The sequence below is a fragment of the Microcoleus sp. LAD1_D5 genome (assembly GCF_036702115.1).
GTDB lineage: Bacteria > Cyanobacteriota > Cyanobacteriia > Cyanobacteriales > Microcoleaceae > Microcoleus.
In genome coordinates, this window is the sequence record NZ_JAUBSA010000017.1 from 60,207 (window position 1) to 79,400 (window position 19,194).

Below are 19,194 nucleotides of genomic sequence, written 5' to 3' on the forward strand. Positions count from 1 at the left end.
TTTGAACTCGATAACTGAAAAATCAAAACTTTAGCTCTGCTCAATCGGCAATCGCACTCCGAAAGTCGATCCGAGTCCTTCCCCAGGACTTTCGGCCCAGACACTGCCGCCGTGGAGTTCCACGAGATGGCGGACGATCGCCAATCCCAGTCCCAGACCGCCGTAATTGCGCGTAGAAGTGCTGTCAGCTTGGCGGAAGCGATCGAACACAAAGGGCAAAAACTCCTTGCTGATGCCAATCCCGGTATCTCTGACAACGATCGAAACAGAGTGAACCGGAGACGGCCCAGACAAGATGGCGCCACCCGCTGCTCCCGGTTCCCCATCCTCCGAGAGCGTGATTTCCACGCGACCCGACGGCGGCGTAAACTTAATAGCATTCGAGAGCAAATTAGACACCACCTGCTGCAAACGAGTAGCATCGCCCCTCACCACGCTCACCCCTTCGCCACAAAAACTCGCCAATTCAATTCCCCTAGCTTCAGCATCAGGGCTCAGCGCCTTCACCGCCGTTTCTACAATCCGCACCAAATCCACCGGGAACAGCTTCAAACACACTTTGCCGCTGACAATCCGGGAAACGTCCAGCAAATCTTCAATCATCTGAGTCTGCAACCGCGCGTTTCGCTCAATAGTCTCCAAACCCACAGCCGTTTTTTCTGGACTCATCTGGCGCTGCCGCAGCATCTGCGCCCAGCCCAAAATGGCGTTCAGAGGCGTCCGCAACTCGTGAGAAAGCGTTCCCAAAAACTGGTCTTTAATCCGGTTGGCTTCCGCTGCTTCCCGGTAAAGCCGCGCATTGTCGATCGCCACCGCCGCATCGCGCGCCAAATCCTCCAGCAAAACCAAATCCTCCTCCCCGCAGCGGCGGCCCGACTCCCCGCACAGCAACGAAATCGCTCCCAGCGTCCGCCCGCGAGCGATCAGCGGCACGCAGATTGCCGACAGCACCTGGGATTGGGAGCGCAGCACCAACTGCAGTTCCCTGTCCGGCACAACCGCCTCGATCACCCATTCCGGTATTTCTGGGTAGAGCTTCGACTCACCAGTCCGTAGCACCTTTGCTACTCCGTGCCGTCCCTGGGGGTCGAGTGGCATACGCCGATCGATTTGCCACACCAGAGCGACTTTACTCGGATCTGAGTGAGCAACTGCTTGCAAGCGGATCGAGCCGTCGGCATCAAGCAAATGCACACAGCACCAATCCCCCAGCCCCGGTACTGTTAAATCTGCCAAACCTTGCAGCGCCTTCTCGTAATCCAGGGAAGCCGACGACAGCAAAGCCAAAGCTTGAGCGCTAAAATAGGCTGTTTGGGCCGATCGCTGGCGATCGTCAATATCAGTACAAGTCCCGAACCATTTGAGAATTTTCCCCTCAGCGTCCCGCACAGGCAATGCCCTGCCCAGATGCCAGCGGTAAGCTCCGTCAGATGCCCGTTTAAAGCGGTATTCCACCTCGTAAGTCTTCCCTGTCTCCACCGAGGTCTTCCAGCTTTCTACAGCATCTTCCACCTCATCTGGATGCAGGGCTAGCTGCCATCCCCAGCCTTGAGTTTCCTCCAGCGTCAAGCCAGTATATTCAAACCAGCGCTGGTTGTAGTAGTCGAACCAGCCGTCGGCTGTTGCAGTCCAAACTATTTGCGGGATGGCTTCAGCGAGGACGCGGTACAACTGTTCGCTGGCTTCGGCTTGGCGGCGGGCGACCTGTTCCCTCGCCAAGGCTATATTCCGCTGTTCTTCGGCCTCTTTGCGAGCGGTGATGTCGCTAATCACGCCGATCCATTTGCAGGGATTGCCTTGTTTGTCAAGCACTGCTTTGCCCCGATCGATCCAGTGGAGCAAGCGGCCCCGCTGGCACTGAACGCGGTATTCCTGAAAAAATGGGGCGGCCGAAATGTCTGGGGCACTCAAATACCGATCGACAGCGGCCAAAACTCGATCGCGGTCGATCGGGTGCAAGATACTGTTCCAAGCTGTTCTCGTCCTCGGGAATCCGCCTTTTTCGTACTCCAAATTTTGGTCTACGTGACCGAACCACAGCACGATGTCGGTCTCGATATCCCATTCGTAAATCAAATCGCTGGCGCTTTCTGCCGCAATCCGAAACCGCTCTTCAGACTGTCGCAGCACTTCCAGAAATTTAAAGCGTTCCGTCACGTCCAAAACCAGAGACAGCACCGATATCAACTTTCCTGAATCGCTGTAAAAAGCCGAATTGTACCATTCACAGTGCAGCAACGAACCGGACTTATTATAATTGCTGTTGCTAACTACATTGCAGCGATCTCGTGGGTTTCTTAAACTATAAATTGCCGATTTTACATCTTCAGAATCACCCTGACAAATAAAGTTCGCTTCGCTAAAGTGCTTACCTAAAACTTCTGTTGCATTCCACCCAAAAATCTTCTGGGCTGCCGGCGACCACCCGCTGAGCCGAAAGTTTTCATCCCACTCAATCACCGCTAGGGGTGTGTTTTCAAAATGAGAAGTGAGTTTTTGCAGTGCCTCGCGCAGGGATGCTTCTACTTGCTTGCGTCCAGTAATATCGCCAAAAGAAATAGCAATGCCGTCGCCCAATTTAACGGTCATAATCCGAAACCAGCCGACAATGCCTTCGCTTTCGCTGTTGTAATAAATCTCGGTATCGAGGGGAATTCCTGTTTCTAAAACTTGGACGTAACGGTCGAACAAGCCGCTATCTTTATGACCGGGCAGGACTTGCAGCAATCGCTTGCCTATTAATTCGTCCGGGGTACTCTGCTGAATTTTTGCCGCTGCGGGATTGACGTATTCCCATTCAAAATCCACAATTGTGAATTCGTCACGAATGCTGCGAAACACGTTAAATCCATCTAGAGATAATTCCTGAAAAACGCGGAAGCGTTCTTCACTTTCTTGCAGCTTGCCTACAGCGTCAAGCAAAAGTTCCTCGACTCGCTCGCGCTGGGTTATTTCTGCAAGCAATTGCTGGTTAATTTGCTGGAGTTCGGTTGTGGGGGAGGGGACGGAATTTTTAATAGCAGAGTCGGCTTGCGGTCGATCGACCTTTTGGGTTCCCAGCGCCGTATTTGCTGGTAAAGAGGCCGCCTCAGCCACAGCCAACATTTGAGAAATCCAGGGTATCAGGGACGCTACAGCCCACAAAGAGATCATAGCGGTAACGGCGGCGATCGAACTTGACAGCCAGTAGCTGGGATGCACCAGCATCCAAACTTGCATCAAGTGAGTTGTCCCGCCGCAGAAAAACCAGGCTCCCAATAGGAGAAACTCCTTGGTCAAAGGCACGTTCCGCTGCTTCCGGGCAAAGTATGTCAGAATTGCTGGAATTGAGTAATAAGTCAAGGCAATTAACACATCGCTGACCGCGTGCAGTCCCATCAACTGGGGTTGCCACTGGGAACAGCCATCTGGCGGAATAAAATTGTGGTTAAATGACATAATCTTAATAAATGGCAGCATTTCGGCTTTCCTGTGCGATCGATCCTAGTTGCACTTGTGTTGCTGACCCGCTAGTTTCTAGTTTATACACAAAAAAACAGAAAACAAGAGTGACTTTAGTCCGGAGAGGAAAGTTCACTGCAGGTTTTAACCTGCTTGCAATATTAGTAGATTTATTGAGAGGTGGAGGGAGAGTGAGGTACTATAATTCCCATGGAGGTACGAAATCCAATGCTATATTTTGAATTCACAAATTATGGAAAAACAGAGCCATTCAACTCACTTGATAAAGGGATTACTAGAGTGCCGTTCATTGAAACGGTTTAGCTAGAAGCTGGCAATATTCTATAAATTCATCTTTATTGAATCTATTTTTTGATAAGTTTGCAGATTCAGAAATCCCTTGAACATAGGAGAATCGACCTCTACTTGGAGGCTCAGAAATCCTGCCACAGCAGATTGATGCTGAGAGCGCAGCATCCCCGCCTCTGGCCTCGGAATCAAAACTAATCTGTACCTGTATCAAAGTCTACTAAATTCTGCTACTAAATCGGTTAATGTCACAGATTATCTTCCAGTAAAATTTCTGAAACCATCTCGAATTAAACCTCCATGCGCTTAGAGCAGCTTCAAGCATTTCTTTCAGTTGCTGAAACTGGTAGCTTTCAGCAAGCGGCCCGGAAGTGTGGCGTTACCCAATCGACTATTAGCCGCCAAGTGCAGGGATTAGAAGCGGAAGTGGGTTTGTCGCTGTTTCACCGCACTGCCCACGCGAAACTGACTGTGGGAGGGGAATGCCTGCTGCCTCACGCTCGCAAAATCTGTCAGACTTGGCGAAATGCTGCTGAAGAATTGGGAGACTTACGGGCGGGAAAGCAGCCGGAACTCTGCGTGGCTGCGATTCATTCGGTTTGCGCTGCTTATTTGCCGCCTGTGCTGCAAAAGTTTTGCCGCGACTATCCAGACGTGCAGTTGCGGGTGACTTCCCTCGGCAGCGATCGAGCTCTGAAAGTCCTCAAAGACGGTTTGGTAGACATAGCGGTGGTGATGAACAACCGCTATTTTACTCAAGCCCCGGAAATGTTGGTTGAGGTGCTCTACAATGAGCCGATCGAGGTGTTGATGGCGGCGGGTCATCCCCTGGCTCAGTACGATCGAGTACCTTGGCCGGAATTGATTTGTTACCCGCAAGTGGTGTTTAAGGATGGGTACGGAATGCAGCGGATGGTGCAAGAACAATTTGGACGCATCGGTGCTAAACTTCATGCTGTTTTGGAACTCAACACTCTTGATGCTTTTCGGGGTGTGGTGCGACAGGGAGAATTGATTGCTTTGCTGCCGCATTCAGCTTTGCTGGAGGCGAAGGGCGATCGCACTTTAGCAATTCGGTCGATCGCCCAAGATCGGTCAAATTCCAAAGTTTCCGCGATCGGCCAATCGGCGATCGATCCGACTTGGACTCGCGAAGTGGTGTTGGTGACAACTCACGATCGAATGCAAATTCCGCCGATCGCCCATTTCTGGAATCTGGTACGCGAATTTGTGCCGCCATTTGATGTAATAAAGCTAGAAAAATCAGGCAGTTAATTCGATAATTTTGAATTGAATTTTGGGAATTTTAAATTTAAAACGGTTCAAATATTACCAATTACTAACTACCAATTACTAACTACCAACTACCAATTACCAACTTCAAAAGTTATGAGTGACGCATTTAGAGAGTTGCTGCGAAAAATTGGCAGCGGAATACACACAGGAGAAAACTTAACTCGCTCCGAAGCAGCAGCAGCCACGCGGATGATGCTGCTGGGAGAAGCAACACCGGCTCAAATCGGAGCTTTTATGATTTCCCACCGCATTAAACGGCCCACCGGGGAAGAATTAGCCGGAATGCTCGATGCTTATGAAGAATTGGGGCCTATGCTTGCCCCCCCAAACCGAGAAAAAGGGTTTTCCGTCTCTACCGTCGCCGTGTTTGGTGTTGCTTACGACGGGCGATCGCGCACGGCTCCAATTAGCCCTTTAACAGCCCTAATTTTAGCCGCCTCTGGCGTCCCAACCCTCATGCACGGGGGGGATACCATGCCCACCAAGGAAGGCATTCCCCTGATGGAAATTTGGCGCGGTTTGGGAGTGAATTGGGGAAAACTGAGTTTAGAAAAAGTCCAGCAAGTTTTTGACAATACGGGTTTGGGTTTTGTTTACCTTCCCAAGCATTTTCCTCAAGCCGCCGCTTTAGTTCCCTACCGCCGCGAAATCGGCAAACGGCCACCTTTTTCGACAATGGAGTTGATGTGGTGTCCCTGTGCCGGCGACGTTAACGTCATATCTGGCTACGTCCACCCGCCGACAGAAGGTATGTTTCAAAAAGCCTTTGAGTTCCGGGGAATCAAGAATTATACCACAGTCAAAGGATTGGAGGGAAGCTGCGATTTGCCGCGCGATCGTACTGCAATTATCGGCATTGCTAAGCCGGAGGCTGAGTTCGAGCGACTGCTTTTAGCCCACGGAGATTACGGTTTTAGCAGTACAAATCCTGCCTTTGAATCAGCCCCAGAGTTATTCAAACAAATGCAGGAAGTGTTGTTGGGAAAACCCTCGGAATTGATGCAGTCCGCTATCTGGAATGGCGGATTTTATCTGTGGCGCAGCGGAGTTTGTCTAGATATGAACTCGGGTTTGATTCAGGCAGAAACTTTATTGAGTAGCGGTCAAGTCGTGCAAAAACTTGAGGAAGTTAGCCAAGCCGTTAGTGTTTTGAGTTGACAGTTGACAGTTGACAGTTAACTAATGACTACTGACTACTGACTACTAGACATCTCCAATAATTATTGTGGAACAGGCATCTTGCCTGTTCAAAACAGGCAATTCTTGCGATGACTACTGACTGGTGACTAATGACTACTGACTAATGACTACTGACTAATGACTAATCATAAAATTGCTGTAATTGTGCTTGCAGGCGGTCAAAGTTCGCGGATGGGTAGGGATAAAGCTCTGCTGGAAATTGAGGGCAAATCCCTATTGCAGCGGGCGTTGGAAGTGGCCGAAGTTGTAGGGCCAGCAGTTTATGTTCTGACTGCTTGGCCCGATCGCTATCGATCGACCTTAAGCGAAACATCCCAATTTCTGGTAGAGTACAATCCGGGCTCCGGGCCCTTGGTTGCATTGACTCAGGGATTGACAGAAGTAGCCGCCGAGTGGATTTTACTGTTAGCTTGCGATTTGCCTTTGTTGGATACCCAGATTATTCAAAATTGGGCAAGTCAGTTAACCGAATTTCCCCCATCAACTTTAGCAGTTGTGCCTTATCAAAATTCGCGCTGGGAGCCTTTGTGCGGCTTTTACCGCCAAAAAGCTCTGCCCAGTTTGCAAAGTTTTATTGACAAAGGTGGACGTTCCTTTCAAGTGTGGTTAAATCAAATCCCCGCCATCCCTCTACCTGTAGGGGAACGAGAAGCAGTAATGTTATCGAATTGCAATACATTAGAAGAGTTTGAGCAATTAAAAGGTAAAATAAGTAACGGTTGACTGTTGATTGACTAATGACTAATTACTAATGACTAATTACTAATGATTAACGCATATTGGTTGCTCGATCGCAATATAACTTTCCTCAATCACGGCTCTTTTGGGGCTTGTCCGATTCCCGTACTGGAAGCGCAAACCGCTTTTCGAGAACAACTGGAAAGAGAACCATTGCGCTTTTTACTGCGGGAATTTGAACCCTTGTTGGATAATGCAAGAAATCAGTTAGCAGCATTTATTGGTGCGGCTGACGAGGACTTGGCGTTTGTCCCGAATGCGACGACGGGAGTAAATGCAGTTTTGCGATCGCTCTATTTTGCTCCGGGCGACGAATTGCTCACTACAAATCAGGAATACAACGCTTGTCGCAACACACTTAATTTTGTAGCCGAGCGTACAGGCGCTAAAGTAATAGTAGCAGAAGTTCCTTTTCCAATTGAGTCACCAGAACAAATTATTGAAGCAATAATTAAGTGCGTTTCACCGCAAACAAAGTTAGCCTTATTAGACCACGTTGTGAGCCAAACAGGTTTAATTTTTCCCATCAAACAATTAGTTGGCCAGTTAGCTAACCGTGGCGTGGATGTATTAGTAGACGGAGCTCACGCGCCGGGAATGATAGCACTGAATTTAGATGAAATTGGCGCGGCTTACTATACCGGAAATTGCCACAAATGGCTGTGCGCGCCGAAAGGTGCGGGCTTTCTGTACGTGCGGCGCGACAAGCAAAATGCCATTCGACCAACTACGATCAGTCACGGTGCTAATTCGCCCCGCGCTGATAAATCGCGCTTTCAATTAGAATTTGACTGGATGGGAACTGTCGATCCGAGTCCCTATTTGTGCGTGCCTGTAGCTATTGATTTTATGGGTTCTTTGTTGAGTGGTGGCTGGCCGGAATTGAGGGCAAAAAATCATGCTTTGGCGTTGGCGGGGAGAAAAATATTGGCGGACAAATTAGGGGTGCCACTGCCTTGTCCTGATGAAATGGTGGGTTCGATGGCAGTTGTGCCACTGGCAGACTCTCAGTCTGATGTGGTTGCAAAGGGAGGAATTCCACCTTTGCAAGAGGCCCTGTGGGAGATTTTTAAAATAGAAGTTCCGGTGATTCCTTGGCCGGATGCTAGTAAGCAGTTGGTGAGGATTTCGGCTCAGTTATACAATACTTTGCCGCAGTATCAATATTTGGCTAAGGCGCTGGTTGAGCTGACAAGAATTTGATCTGGATCTTCCCGAAAACAAACATAACACCCAGCTACAAACAGTTATAGGTTTCTAGTTAGGGTGGAGTTTTCATACTTTTGGTGAATACAGAGTATTCGTCCTTACTACCAACATAATAATTGTTAGAAAAAAAGGCACAATTAGAGGGAAGATCTGACCCAAAATAACCTTTAACGCTTTTTTAATTTGCCACCCTTTACCTCAACTCAAAAAAATTCCAAAAAACAGCTCTCCCGCCCGATAGCCCTAGATTTCGCCCATCCGCCCAAGCCGAATAAAGTTTGTAAATAACCCGCGACATTTCCTAAGTTAAAACAGGGTTGTCAAATCGGATAGCGCACAACTTCCGCGCCACAGAATATAATGTATCAACACTTGCATTTTCGCAGACAAAACAAAGGAAAAGAAAAGAGGAGAATACCATGTCCAATGCCATGATGGTAATTTACCCCTATCGCGAACAGTACACCTGGGTTTTTGACGACGAGAGAGTCGGACTTGTCCGAGAACCATTTGTTCAGGGCGTCCCCGAAATGATTAACGCGCTCGTCGCAGACATTCCCAATGCCGCTCAAGGTTTCCGACTTTTATTTTCAGCCAATCCATTTCCCGGATATCAAGCAGAAATGCTGTGGTTGAAAGCAGAATACGGCGGTAACTGGTATCGGTGGGAATCGAAAAATCTCGAAGGCTGGCTGTGTCCGGCTATGCTCAAATACTTTCGAGAAGCACCGCCCAAGTTTTACTGCAAAGCTGAAAAACTGCAATAATCAATAGCAAGTCAATGAAAAACTTGTCAATTTTTAAAAGAAATTTTGTTCAACCCGTCGATCGAACATCTCGAAAAAAGCCTAAATTTTTCGTGTATATAGTGGGGCTATTTTTCCTAGTTTTTACAGCGGCAATCTCCGCCACATTGGGGGCAATTACCGCCCTTGTAGCTCCCGTGGAACCGCCAATTATCAATAGAGTATTAGAAGCTACTGGCTTTGACTATCTATCCTCTAACCGCTCGGGATACCGCCTAGTGCGGCCAGTTAATATCTTGATATTGGGAATTGACGGCGTGCCGGAAGCTGCCGCCAATGGCCCTAAGATATTTAACGGTCGCAGCGATACAATACTCTTATTCCACCTTGATCCTAGGGATAAATCTATTAGTTTGCTTTCAGTTCCGCGAGATACTAAAGTCGAAGTTCCCGGAATTGCCTTCAGCAAAATTAGCGAAGCCAATGCCAGGGGAGGGGCAGCTTTGGCGACGCGATTGGTTAGTAGTATGCTGAACAATACGAAAATAGAACGATACGTGCGAGTCAGCAGCAATGCGTTTCGGGAATTAGTCGATTTGTTGGGCGGAATTGAGGTATTTGTACCTCGCGCCATGTCGTATACAGATAGCGCCCAAAAGTTAAAAATAAACTTAGCCAAGGGATGGCAAACTCTCAACGGAGAACAAGCAGAACAATTTGCTCGATTTCGCAACGATGGTTTAGGAGATATTGGTCGCATTCAGCGGCAGCAATCTTTAATTCAAGCTATTCGGAACCGCCTCACAAGTCCATCAGTATTGGTGCGCTTGCCACAAATTGTTGGATTGATGCAAAAATATGTGGATACAAACCTAAATTATGAGGAAATATTGACGCTGGCAAATTTCGGTTTGCAATTGGAGCGAGATAATTTTAAAATGGTAATGTTGCCGGGAAGTTCTAGTTCTGAACAAGGGGATTTGAGGAGTTATTGGATTGTAGATGCGATCGGGCTCGATCGCATTATGACACAATATTTAAACCCGGGCGTGCCGGATTTCGCCCAAGGACGATTTCGCAACCCAACCGAGTCGGTTTTGCCCAAAAACCTCAAAATAGCTGTCCAAAACGCTTCTAGCAAACCGACAACCGCAAAAAACGTTGGTGAGTTTCTCACAAAAAAGGGCTTTTTTAATGTATCTGTAGTGCAGGATTCGCCCCAGAAGGAGCGTCACAGTCAAATTATTGTTCAGCAAGGCGATTTAGAGGCAGCGAATCTACTGCAAAAAGAGTTAGGCGGCGGTAAAATTGAAGCATCTTCTACCGGTGAAATCCATTCTGACTTGACACTTCGCGTTGGCGAAGATTGGGTAAAGCGATTTTAATTAGTCATTAGTTATTAGTCATTAGTCAACAGTCAACAGTCAACAGTCAACAGTCAACTATGCTCCATTCCCCATTCCCATCATCATGAAAAGTGTCTTCCGAATTTTCCTGAGCCTGTTTGTAAGTTTAGTGTTGGCTTTTGGGTGGGTGCTACTGAGTGCTACTCCGGCATTTGCCCTGCCGAAAACCAATATTAATTACACAAATATTAATTTGTCCGATCGCGATTTTTCCAACTCGGATTTAGCGGGGGGAACATTTGTGGCTGCTGAAATGCGGGGAACAAATTTTCAAGGCGCTGATTTAACTAATGCGATTTTGACTAAAGGAGTTTTGCTGAATGCCAACTTGTCAGGTGCCAACCTCTCCGGTGCTTTGGCAGATAGAGTTACATTCGACGGCGCTAATTTGACGAATGCTAATTTTTCCGAGGCAATTATGACTCGAACTCGGTTTTTTGATGCTGCAATTTCCGGCGCTGATTTTACTGATGCGATTATCGACGCTTATCAAGTGACTCTCCTGTGCGAAAAAGCAGATGGTGTCAATCCCGTGACGGGAGTTTCTACCCGCGAAAGTTTGGGATGTCCGTAGAAATTCACACTTAAAAAAGCCCTGAGTAATTGTTTGATTAGATGCACCTGTAGTGAGGTAAAATACACACATTAAAGCCCCTCTCCTGCAAGGCGAGGGGTTTGAGGAAATTTCCAAGTATCGGCTCTATCGAGCGCTACAAATGTCTGTGCTGGCAGTACCAACTACCAAATCGGAATTCAAAAGCAAATCTAAATCGGTGTCAGGATTAACAGCATACAAATCGACTTTATCTCGGCCCAAAAATACTCCGATCAAAGTCCCGATTCCCGCACCGCCGAGCACCTCTTCAGTCGCGATCGCCCGATCGCCCGTAACACCTGCGATCGCCGCCGCTGCTGCTGCACCCAACGCCGTATTCTTAACCAGATTACCAACATTAACGCCCTTGGTAACAGTTTCTTTCCTAGTAATCAGTTGCGAAGTGGCATTGAGAGGCACTCTGCTGCCGTTGATTATACTTAATTCTTGAGCCACAAACTGAACGCCCGAAGCAGTCGATCGCAATTCGCCGCTAATTTTCGAGCCTTCGGGTATCAGCACTTGGCCATTACTGCCCTGGATATCCGAAGCAACAGTCAGCGTAATCGGAGACTTGTCATTAGGGGCGAGCAAAATCTTGCCTTTTGTGTACTCGATTGGGATAGTCACCCCCCTGGGAATTTGGACAGCAACAGACTCGCTAACATCAATCTTAGCAATGTAAGGAGAATTAATTGCTCTTGCTTGATTGGTACTCACTAATGTTTGATAGATAAAAGCAGCTACTTCAGCTCGCGTTGCTGACTTGTTGGGTTTGAGAGATTTAGGACTGGGATAGCTGACAACCAATTGTTTTTCAGTAGCAGCAGCAACGCTTTTGACAGCATAACTTTGAATCTCACCCGCATCGCTATAGTAACTGAGAACATCTTGAAAATCGCACGTAGGCTCATAGCCCATTCCATTATTTAAAGCGACTACAACTTGAACGCGAGGAATCTGCTGTGTCGGTCTGAAAACATTGCCGGGATAGCCAGACATCCATCCCATTTCGTAAGCTTCGGCGATCGCCCCGCTTGCCCAAAAATTAGAGGTAACATCGGCAAACCTTACAGCAGCGCGGGTTTTGGCCTTTGTCACCGAACGCACCATTGCCGCAAATTCAGCCCGCGTTACCGGTGCATCCGGGCGAAAACTACCATCGGGAAATCCTTTGATAATTCCTCTTTCTGACAAATCTTGGATAAAGTCTTTTGCCCAGTAGTTATTATTAACATCCGAAAAAGCTGTCTGAGCCAAAGCAGGCGCGGGAGCTAGCATCTGCGCTGCGGTTCCGGCCACTGTTCCCAATGTTAATAAAACAGATGTACCAGATTTAATGCGATGTAATACAGACATTTTTGATTCTCCAATTAACACATTTTTTTATTGAGGAGAACTAAGCTTTTGATAGGCTGATTGATTCCGGCCCAACTTGCTCTTTCCCTCACTTATGTAATCATTATTGAATGAGTTTACTTCTGCTGCGGGGAAGATACGGTCTTTTAAAATAAATATTTTGATGTTTCTTTTAGGATTTTAAAATGCTTAAATCCTTTAAAATCCTTATGTTGCTTATCTTCCTTATCTACCTTGTCTCTGCAATTAACAGGATTTAGGGACAAAGCCGAAAGCCGTTTGATATTAGTTAACCATATTAACTGAGATGTTGCACCATTCTCAATAAGCTTTTTATGAACAGGCAAGATGCCTGTTCCACAAGAAAATTCACTCTTTGTGGAACAGGCATCTTGCCTGTTCTTGAGAATGGTGCAAGATGTGAGTTAACTAAAAGTGAATATAATTGACTCGAACGAGAAATACCAGTTTGTTGCCTATGAGTAGCCTGACGTTTGCCTCGGCCCATCAGCTAGCGGGAATGATTCGCGATCGCCAAGTCTCTGCCGTCGAAGTTCTCGACGCTTACCTTTCTCAAATCGCAAAGCACAACTCGCAATTAAACGCCATTTGTACCCTGGATGAAGACAATGCCCGTACTAGAGCAAAACTTGCCGATGAAGCCCTAGCCAGAGGAGAAAACTGGGGTGCTTTACATGGGGTTCCCATCACGATTAAAGACATTTTTGAAACAGCCGGACTCCGTACCACAGCAGGCTATATTCCCCTCAAAGATTATGTGCCTCAACAGGATGCAACTGCTGTTGCGAGATTGCGAGCAGCAGGTGCTGTCATCATGGGAAAAACCAACATGGCGGAACTGGCTGCCAATTATCAAAGCACAAATTCTCTGTTTCCACGGGTGAATAATCCTTGGCATCTTGACTACACACCGGGTGGCAGTTCTGGAGGGAGTGCCGCGGCTGTCGCAGCAGGACTTTCACCGTTAGATTTAGGGAACGATTTCGGGGGTTCGGTGCGTCAACCTGCTCATTTCTGCGGCATATATGGTTTAAAGGCGACCGATCGCCGTATTTCTACAGCAGGGCAGATTCCTGAAGTGCCGGGGATGCCACTGTCTATTCGGCAAATGATGACCGTTGGGTGTTTTGCTCGATCGCTCGAAGACATCCGGCTATGTTTTTCGTTAATTGCAGGCGCGGATCTGCGACGCCCTGATGTCCCGCCGATTCCGCTCGATACACCCTCTGGCAAGCCTTTGCAGCATCTCAAAATCGCTTGGAGCGCTGAATGGGCCGAAGTTCCCGTTGCTTCTGAAATTCGAGCAGCTATGGAGTCGATCGTGCAGACACTCTCTCACGCAGGTGTCCAAACCGAACGCTGGCTTCCCAAAGACTTTGACCTTTCCAAAATATTGAATCTCTACGGACGGCTCTCCATGTACCTCACTATCTACGCTCAACCGCAGGATAGATATAACCTGCGTCGTAGTTTAGAGTTAATCTTCCGCACCGCCACCCAAGGCGACAAGGAACTCCGAAAATTGGGAGATTTCAGCCGATTCCTACCTGAGATATTGAATCCAAGTTTGAAAGGATATTTCGAGGCACTCACACAGCGCGATGCCTTCACTGCCCATATAGATGAGGCATTAGAACCTTGGGATGTATGGCTTTGTCCAGTTGCGGCAACCGCTGCGTTTACCCATCGTCCCGCTTGGAGTGCCGTTGACGTTAATGGCAGATCCTATCCTCATGCAGTGGCAAACGGGGCTTACACCCTGCCTTCTAATCTTAGTGGACATCCTGCCGTGGTAATTCCAATTGGACAAACTCAAAATGGTTTACCGATTGGAATGCAAATTGTTGGTAAGCGGTGGCGCGAAATGGAGTTGTTGGCGATCGCAGAAGCGATCGACAAAGTGGTTGGTAGTTTGCAACACCCACCGGGTTACTGAGCATTTTATCAAGTTTCACTTGATGGTCAAGAATACAATCAGTGGTAGGGTTCGTCAGGTTTGAGATTTTCCATTTGCACCGAAAGTATGAATCGGACGCACCGTTTTTGGCGGGAGTGCGTAAGTTGTGAAATTCTTAGTTTGTAGCGAAAATAATGCTAGTTGACGCACCCTACTTCATTTTTACTGATGACTAATGACTAATGCTGGCGAGCGGCTCCCAAATTATCACATCTTCAAATAAAGATTGATACCCCGCTGCATTGGGATGTAGCCCGTCTTCAATCAGGCGCGATCGCCACCAATCACTTCCCCGATCGAGCCATTTATCAAAAATATCTAAATAGGGAATTCCCCGCAACTCACAAGCTAATTTCGTTGCTTCTTTATACTGATATTGGTCAGCATGATTGTAATACAAACAATCTTGAAAAGGCATTTTACCTTCATCCACCGGCACCATCCCGACAAATATCACCGGACAAAGTTGTTGGGATAGGTTTAACAAATTATCCAAAACAGTTTTAAAATGTTCAAAATCAGTGTAGCTGCGCCCGGTAGGCGACTGCACTCTCGCCGAATCGTTGAGGCCGACGGAAAGAATAATCGCATCCGGGACGCGGTTTCTCAGTTCGCCACGGTGGCGAAACTCGTTTTCTAGCCGCTGGGCGACTTGATAGGTGCGATCGCCCCGAACGCCCAAATTGTATAAAACGTGTCCTGCACTCTCCGGTAACATCCACTGTCGCCGCAGTCTTTCTACCCAGCCACCGCCTACACCGTCGCCGAAACCGTAGATTAAGCTGTCGCCGAAAGCAACCAATTTGAGGGGATGAGAATTTCCCCGATGCAAGTGACCAAAGGAATAGGCTGTTGCTACCTGCATAAGCAATGATACTCAGTTAATAAATTATTAATCTTGACATACTAGACTAGAATGTAACATTACATAAAGTAGGGAGTCTCATGGTTAAGCGTCCAACCTTCGATTCAACTCAGCTAACCCGTCGGGCGGAAGAGTTGATTAACGGTGCATCCAACCGCTATCGGATTACGGTGCAGGTGGCGAACCGCGCAAAACGCCGTCGCTATGAAGATTTTGACAATATGGACGACCATCAAATGAAACCTGTAATGCGGGCGATATTTGAGATGTCGGACGAACTGACTCAGCCGGAAATAATCGGAGATATCTAGGCTTCGGGAGTTTTGAGTTTTGAGTAGTGAATTGCCAGAAATTTTTGTCAACTCAAAACTCAAAACTTTGTCAAACTAGACTTGGGCGCGGGGGACGAGAAACCCGGTTTATTCCTAGTTCCCTCGTTAAGAAACCTCTGATTTTTTTATGAAACCAGGTTAATGATCGTAAATCCTAAAATTATAAACTAGGACATCTGCTTGCAACTAAGTTTATGAAATTCTTCTATTTCTCAAATTTTTGTCAACACCGTGAATAGATTAAAGCAGGGCTTAAGTTTTCTGTTGGTTACTTTGAGTGTGGCTATTTTCACGCTTTTGAGTTGGATATTGGAATCCGGGGAACTGAGTATGTCGGCTTTGGAACCTTCGCTGCTGCGGAGTCCTGAGTCTGCCTCAGTGCAGCGGGTGGCTCAACAATCTGCGCCGTCGCAAGTGAGGGTGCAAGATGCGTGGAAATTGGTGTACGAAAAATTGCCGGATTTGCCGATCGAAAATAACTACATTTCTAAGGAAACTGGAAAAGTCGATTCTACCAATACTTTAGTCGGGCGGTTGATTCGATATCACGTATTTGTCAAAGGACGGCCACCCAATTACCGCTTTGATTGGAAGTTGAGTTTAGCTGACTATTTGGGGGCAACTCCCGATTATTTGGTAGAAAGCGTGTATCCGGGAAAGGACATTTTGCGCTCAAATCCAATGGAACAGGATCGCGCTGCTATTCAGAGGTTAAATAGAGCACAGCGGGATGCTTTGGTTCAAGCTTTGGTTGATGTTTTTACCGAGAATTCCGGGCGTGGCCCCACACCGGCGACTGGGGAAAAACCACAAGGGCGATCGAATTCGCCGGAGATACCGCAGCCACAGCCGGGAGATGCGAAGTTGCTGGCACCTTAATACTCAGGAATGCAGGAACCCGGTTTTTTAGGAAAATATTGCATCCCGGCATTTGAAAATGGTAAAAAACCCGGTTTCTTTCGTATTTATGGGTAATATCGTATTTATGGGTAATATCAAATCTGTTAGCATCGGAATTATTTCTATCTCTATTCTCTTCATCGGCGTGAATCAGCGTCCATCCCTTGTTATCTGCGGTCCGAAAAATTCTCTTTTTTTAACCGCAGATACAGGCAGATAAACACAGATGAATTCTATCAATTTCGGTGGCACCATCCCTGATTTTTGACTGTTGACTAGATTTGACTATTCCGATGCAACCGGAAGTGATCTAAGTCCTACTAATTTAAAATCCAAAATCTAAAATCTAAAATCCCTTAATGGTGGAACGTGTAATTAAAACGGGTGTTGGGTGGCGTTTGGGATGGAACCCGGAGGCCCAGGAGTTTAAGGGTTTGGTGGCTGGCGACGGTTGGGCGATCGAACTCACAGAGGCTGAGTTGAACGATTTTTGCCGATTGTTGGGGCAATTGGCCGGCACAATGAGTCACATGGCCTCTGAGTTAATGGACGAAGAAAAAATAGCCATTGAAGCCGAAAGCGACTTGCTGTGGGTGCAGGTGGAAGGCTATCCCGAAGCTTACAGCGTGCAGTTGATCTTGAATGCTGGCAGGAGGTGCGAGGGTTTTTGGCCGACGGCTGTGGTTCCGACTTTGGTGCAGGCTGCAAAAGTTTTAAAAGTTTTTTGACTTTTTTGGGAATTATATGCTAAGCTGTTAAAGCTGTCGGGGCGTAGCGCAGCTTGGTAGCGCACTACTTTGGGGTAGTAGGGGTCGTGGGTTCAAATCCCGCCGCTCCGATTGTGATAAAACCTTCTCTATGAGGAGGTTTTGTTGTTTTAGGGCCGGCGACGCAGCTCTTACCATTCTCCCTTAGGGGCATCGGCCCAGAAACAAGAATCAATCTCTGCTTCCGAACAGTCGATAGCTGTATCCTCAAATTCAAAGGCTTTGCGATCGCTTCGCGACCCTCACAATGAAATTAATCATAAAAAAATGGCGTTTGTACTTGACAAACGCCATTTTATAGAATTACAAACGCGGCGTCTTATCTTGTTTAAACGACGCTAACAATTCGCGAATTTGGTCGGCCGCAATCTCGCGCCCGCCCAAACCAAAAGCTAGAGCAATGCCAACTGCGATCGCCCCAAGCAGCAGCCCGAAAGCCAAATTCACAATATCGCTGCCAATGCCCATCTGTTGCAGCGCCAAGGCCGAAACAAAGGCAATAATCGCAATCCGAGCCGCTTGGCCCAAAAGCCGCGCTTGACGAGTTCCAGAACTGGCAATCAAACTAAACGCCAGATTCGCCAAATACAAGCCGATCGCAAATACCACCAAACCGGCTAGCACGCGACCTGCAACCAGCACAATACCGCTAACAATCGCCGTCAGTGCTGGAATTCCGAGCACGTCGGTAGCCGCCACCACAGCAAACAGCATGATGCCCACCTGCACCACGATGCCGACAAACTCAGAAGGGGTGCGGGCCGGAAGTTCCGGTTCCTGAAGAATCGTTGCGTCCGGATCGATCGAACTCGGCGGTAGCCGCAGTCGCTGTTTCGGCTGCTGCACTCCCAACCAAGAAAAGACATTGTTAAAGCCAATTCCCGTCAGGATATTAGTCACCAAATCGCTGATCCAGCGCCCCAAAAAGTAAGCAACCCCCAGAATTAGCGCTGCTGTAAAAATGTTGGGAAGCGCGCCCAGAATCGTGTTGAGCATCGCGATTGCCGGCTGCGAAATCGCCTGAATGTCCAAAGCGTTCAGAGCTGCGATCGCCGTTGGAATCAAAATCAAAACATAGACGATCGTCCCGACAATCCACGACAGCGATTGTCCGCCCGAAGTCCGCGAAATTCCAAACCGAGCGCCCAAACCGTCCGCCCCAGCAGCCCCCAACAGATTCGTGACAATCCGCCGCACTACCATAGCCAGCAGCCAGCCCACAAACCCAATCACCACAGCTTCCAGAATTTTCGGAATTGCCGCCAGAATTTGGTTGAGTAAATTATTAACCGGTAGCAGAGCCTGCTGCATTTCCAGTGAGTCGAGAATCAGTGGCAAAAACAGCAGAAAAATGAACCAGTACAGAGCATTCGCCACAGTATCGCTCAGCAGCAAAGGGCGCTCGCTGGGCGCAGCGCCCACCTCCTGATTCAAGCGCTCGTCCACGTTAAAAGCCCGCATCGCCCGCGCTACGGCCATTTTGGCTACAGTTGCCAACACCCAAGCAATCCCCAACCAAATTAGCGCGCCGGCTAACTTCGGCAAGAAACCGGTTATTTGATTCAGAAAAGTATTGAGGGGTTGCGACACAGCCGTTAGATTCAGCCGGTTGAAAAAGGCAATTAGGAAAAAGACAAAAATGATCCAGAACACCGCTGCGGAAATCCATTTTTCCACTTGCGGGGCTCCAGCTCCTTCCGGGCGGCCGGTAATCCAAGCAGCCAGCCGATTATCGATCGTAGTTTTCTTGAGCAATCCCCCGACTACAGAAGACACGAGGGCTGATACTATCAAGCCAATTAGCAGGATACCGACGGCCCAGATGAGATTTTCAATGTTTGAGCCCTGAATGAAATTGTTAATTCCGCGTTCGGCATCTGTCAGCGGATTTCCGGGCTGGGCCTGGGCCAAAATGCGATCGGACAACGCCGCTATGGGGCCCGATATCGGTTGAGTTATTTCTTGCCAAGTTTCATTCATTTTTTTCTCAGGTTAACGTCAGCTTTGACATGGAAAAGACGAAACTTTAATAATAGTTAACACAAAATTTAGA

15 protein-coding genes and 1 tRNA gene are annotated in these 19,194 nt (G+C 47.8%); 12 read left to right on the top strand and 4 right to left on the bottom strand.

Annotated features, from left to right (window positions below; genetic code table 11):
- Positions 1–30: 30 nt before the first annotated feature.
- Complete coding sequence (locus tag QUA70_RS10335) at positions 31–3,438, bottom strand: PAS domain S-box protein (RefSeq protein ID WP_333346720.1); 3,408 nt, start codon at positions 3,436–3,438, stop codon at positions 31–33.
- 612 nt (positions 3,439–4,050) lie between these two features.
- Here QUA70_RS10335 and QUA70_RS10340 point away from each other — a divergent pair.
- From QUA70_RS10340 to QUA70_RS10370, 7 genes are all read left to right on the top strand, one after another.
- Positions 4,051–5,025 carry a LysR family transcriptional regulator gene (locus QUA70_RS10340; protein ID WP_333346718.1) on the top strand — a complete coding sequence of 325 codons (975 nt, stop codon included), beginning with the start codon at positions 4,051–4,053 and terminating at the stop codon, positions 5,023–5,025.
- A gap of 114 nt (positions 5,026–5,139) precedes the next feature.
- Complete coding sequence (locus QUA70_RS10345; protein ID WP_333346716.1) at positions 5,140–6,204, top strand: anthranilate phosphoribosyltransferase family protein; 1,065 nt, start codon at positions 5,140–5,142, stop codon at positions 6,202–6,204.
- Between the two features lie 159 nt (positions 6,205–6,363).
- Positions 6,364–6,969 carry a molybdenum cofactor guanylyltransferase gene (locus QUA70_RS10350; protein WP_333330723.1) on the top strand — a complete coding sequence of 202 codons (606 nt, stop codon included), beginning with the start codon at positions 6,364–6,366 and terminating at the stop codon, positions 6,967–6,969.
- A 42-nt stretch (positions 6,970–7,011) separates the two neighbouring features.
- The gene (locus tag QUA70_RS10355; protein WP_333330726.1) at positions 7,012–8,187 is read left to right on the top strand and encodes an aminotransferase class V-fold PLP-dependent enzyme; all 1,176 of its coding nucleotides are present in this window, start codon (positions 7,012–7,014) and stop codon (positions 8,185–8,187) included.
- A 425-nt stretch (positions 8,188–8,612) separates the two neighbouring features.
- Positions 8,613–8,960, top strand: coding sequence for a DUF6717 family protein (locus QUA70_RS10360; protein WP_333330729.1), 348 nt, complete (start codon positions 8,613–8,615; stop codon positions 8,958–8,960).
- Positions 8,961–8,974: 14 nt separating this feature from the next.
- The gene (locus QUA70_RS10365; RefSeq protein ID WP_333346711.1) at positions 8,975–10,324 is read left to right on the top strand and encodes an LCP family protein; all 1,350 of its coding nucleotides are present in this window, start codon (positions 8,975–8,977) and stop codon (positions 10,322–10,324) included.
- Positions 10,325–10,409: 85 nt separating this feature from the next.
- Positions 10,410–10,919: a pentapeptide repeat-containing protein gene (locus QUA70_RS10370; RefSeq protein ID WP_333346708.1), complete on the top strand. Its 510-nt coding sequence runs from the start codon at positions 10,410–10,412 to the stop codon at positions 10,917–10,919.
- A gap of 126 nt (positions 10,920–11,045) precedes the next feature.
- Here QUA70_RS10370 and QUA70_RS10375 read toward each other — a convergent pair whose 3' ends face one another.
- On the bottom strand, positions 11,046–12,299 hold the full coding sequence (locus QUA70_RS10375; protein WP_333346706.1) for an S-layer homology domain-containing protein: 1,254 nt from the start codon (positions 12,297–12,299) through the stop codon (positions 11,046–11,048).
- A 478-nt stretch (positions 12,300–12,777) separates the two neighbouring features.
- Here QUA70_RS10375 and QUA70_RS10380 point away from each other — a divergent pair, with 478 nt between their 5' ends.
- On the top strand, positions 12,778–14,256 hold the full coding sequence (locus QUA70_RS10380; protein WP_333346704.1) for an amidase: 1,479 nt from the start codon (positions 12,778–12,780) through the stop codon (positions 14,254–14,256).
- Between the two features lie 193 nt (positions 14,257–14,449).
- Here the strand turns inward: QUA70_RS10380 and QUA70_RS10385 are convergent, their stop codons facing one another.
- Positions 14,450–15,142, bottom strand: a complete 693-nt coding sequence (locus QUA70_RS10385; RefSeq protein WP_333346701.1) for a GDSL-type esterase/lipase family protein — start codon at positions 15,140–15,142, stop codon at positions 14,450–14,452.
- 80 nt (positions 15,143–15,222) lie between these two features.
- On the opposite strand from QUA70_RS10385, the gene QUA70_RS10390 reads away from it, so the two are divergent.
- The 4 genes from QUA70_RS10390 to QUA70_RS10405 all read left to right on the top strand — a co-directional run bounded on the left by QUA70_RS10390 (position 15,223) and on the right by QUA70_RS10405 (position 17,213).
- A complete protein-coding gene (locus QUA70_RS10390) occupies positions 15,223–15,453 on the top strand; it encodes a DNA-directed RNA polymerase subunit omega (protein ID WP_015175138.1) in 231 nt (76 codons plus the stop codon).
- A gap of 252 nt (positions 15,454–15,705) precedes the next feature.
- Positions 15,706–16,353: a hypothetical protein gene (locus tag QUA70_RS10395; protein WP_333410396.1), complete on the top strand. Its 648-nt coding sequence runs from the start codon at positions 15,706–15,708 to the stop codon at positions 16,351–16,353.
- Positions 16,354–16,733: 380 nt separating this feature from the next.
- Entirely contained in the window at positions 16,734–17,102 is a 369-nt protein-coding gene (locus QUA70_RS10400; protein WP_333330750.1) for a DUF1818 family protein, read from the top strand.
- Between the two features lie 37 nt (positions 17,103–17,139).
- A tRNA-Pro gene (locus QUA70_RS10405) sits at positions 17,140–17,213 on the top strand.
- Positions 17,214–17,444: 231 nt separating this feature from the next.
- Here the strand turns inward: QUA70_RS10405 and QUA70_RS10410 are convergent.
- On the bottom strand, positions 17,445–19,121 hold the full coding sequence (locus QUA70_RS10410) for a mechanosensitive ion channel (protein ID WP_333330753.1): 1,677 nt from the start codon (positions 19,119–19,121) through the stop codon (positions 17,445–17,447).
- Positions 19,122–19,194 lie beyond the last annotated feature (73 nt).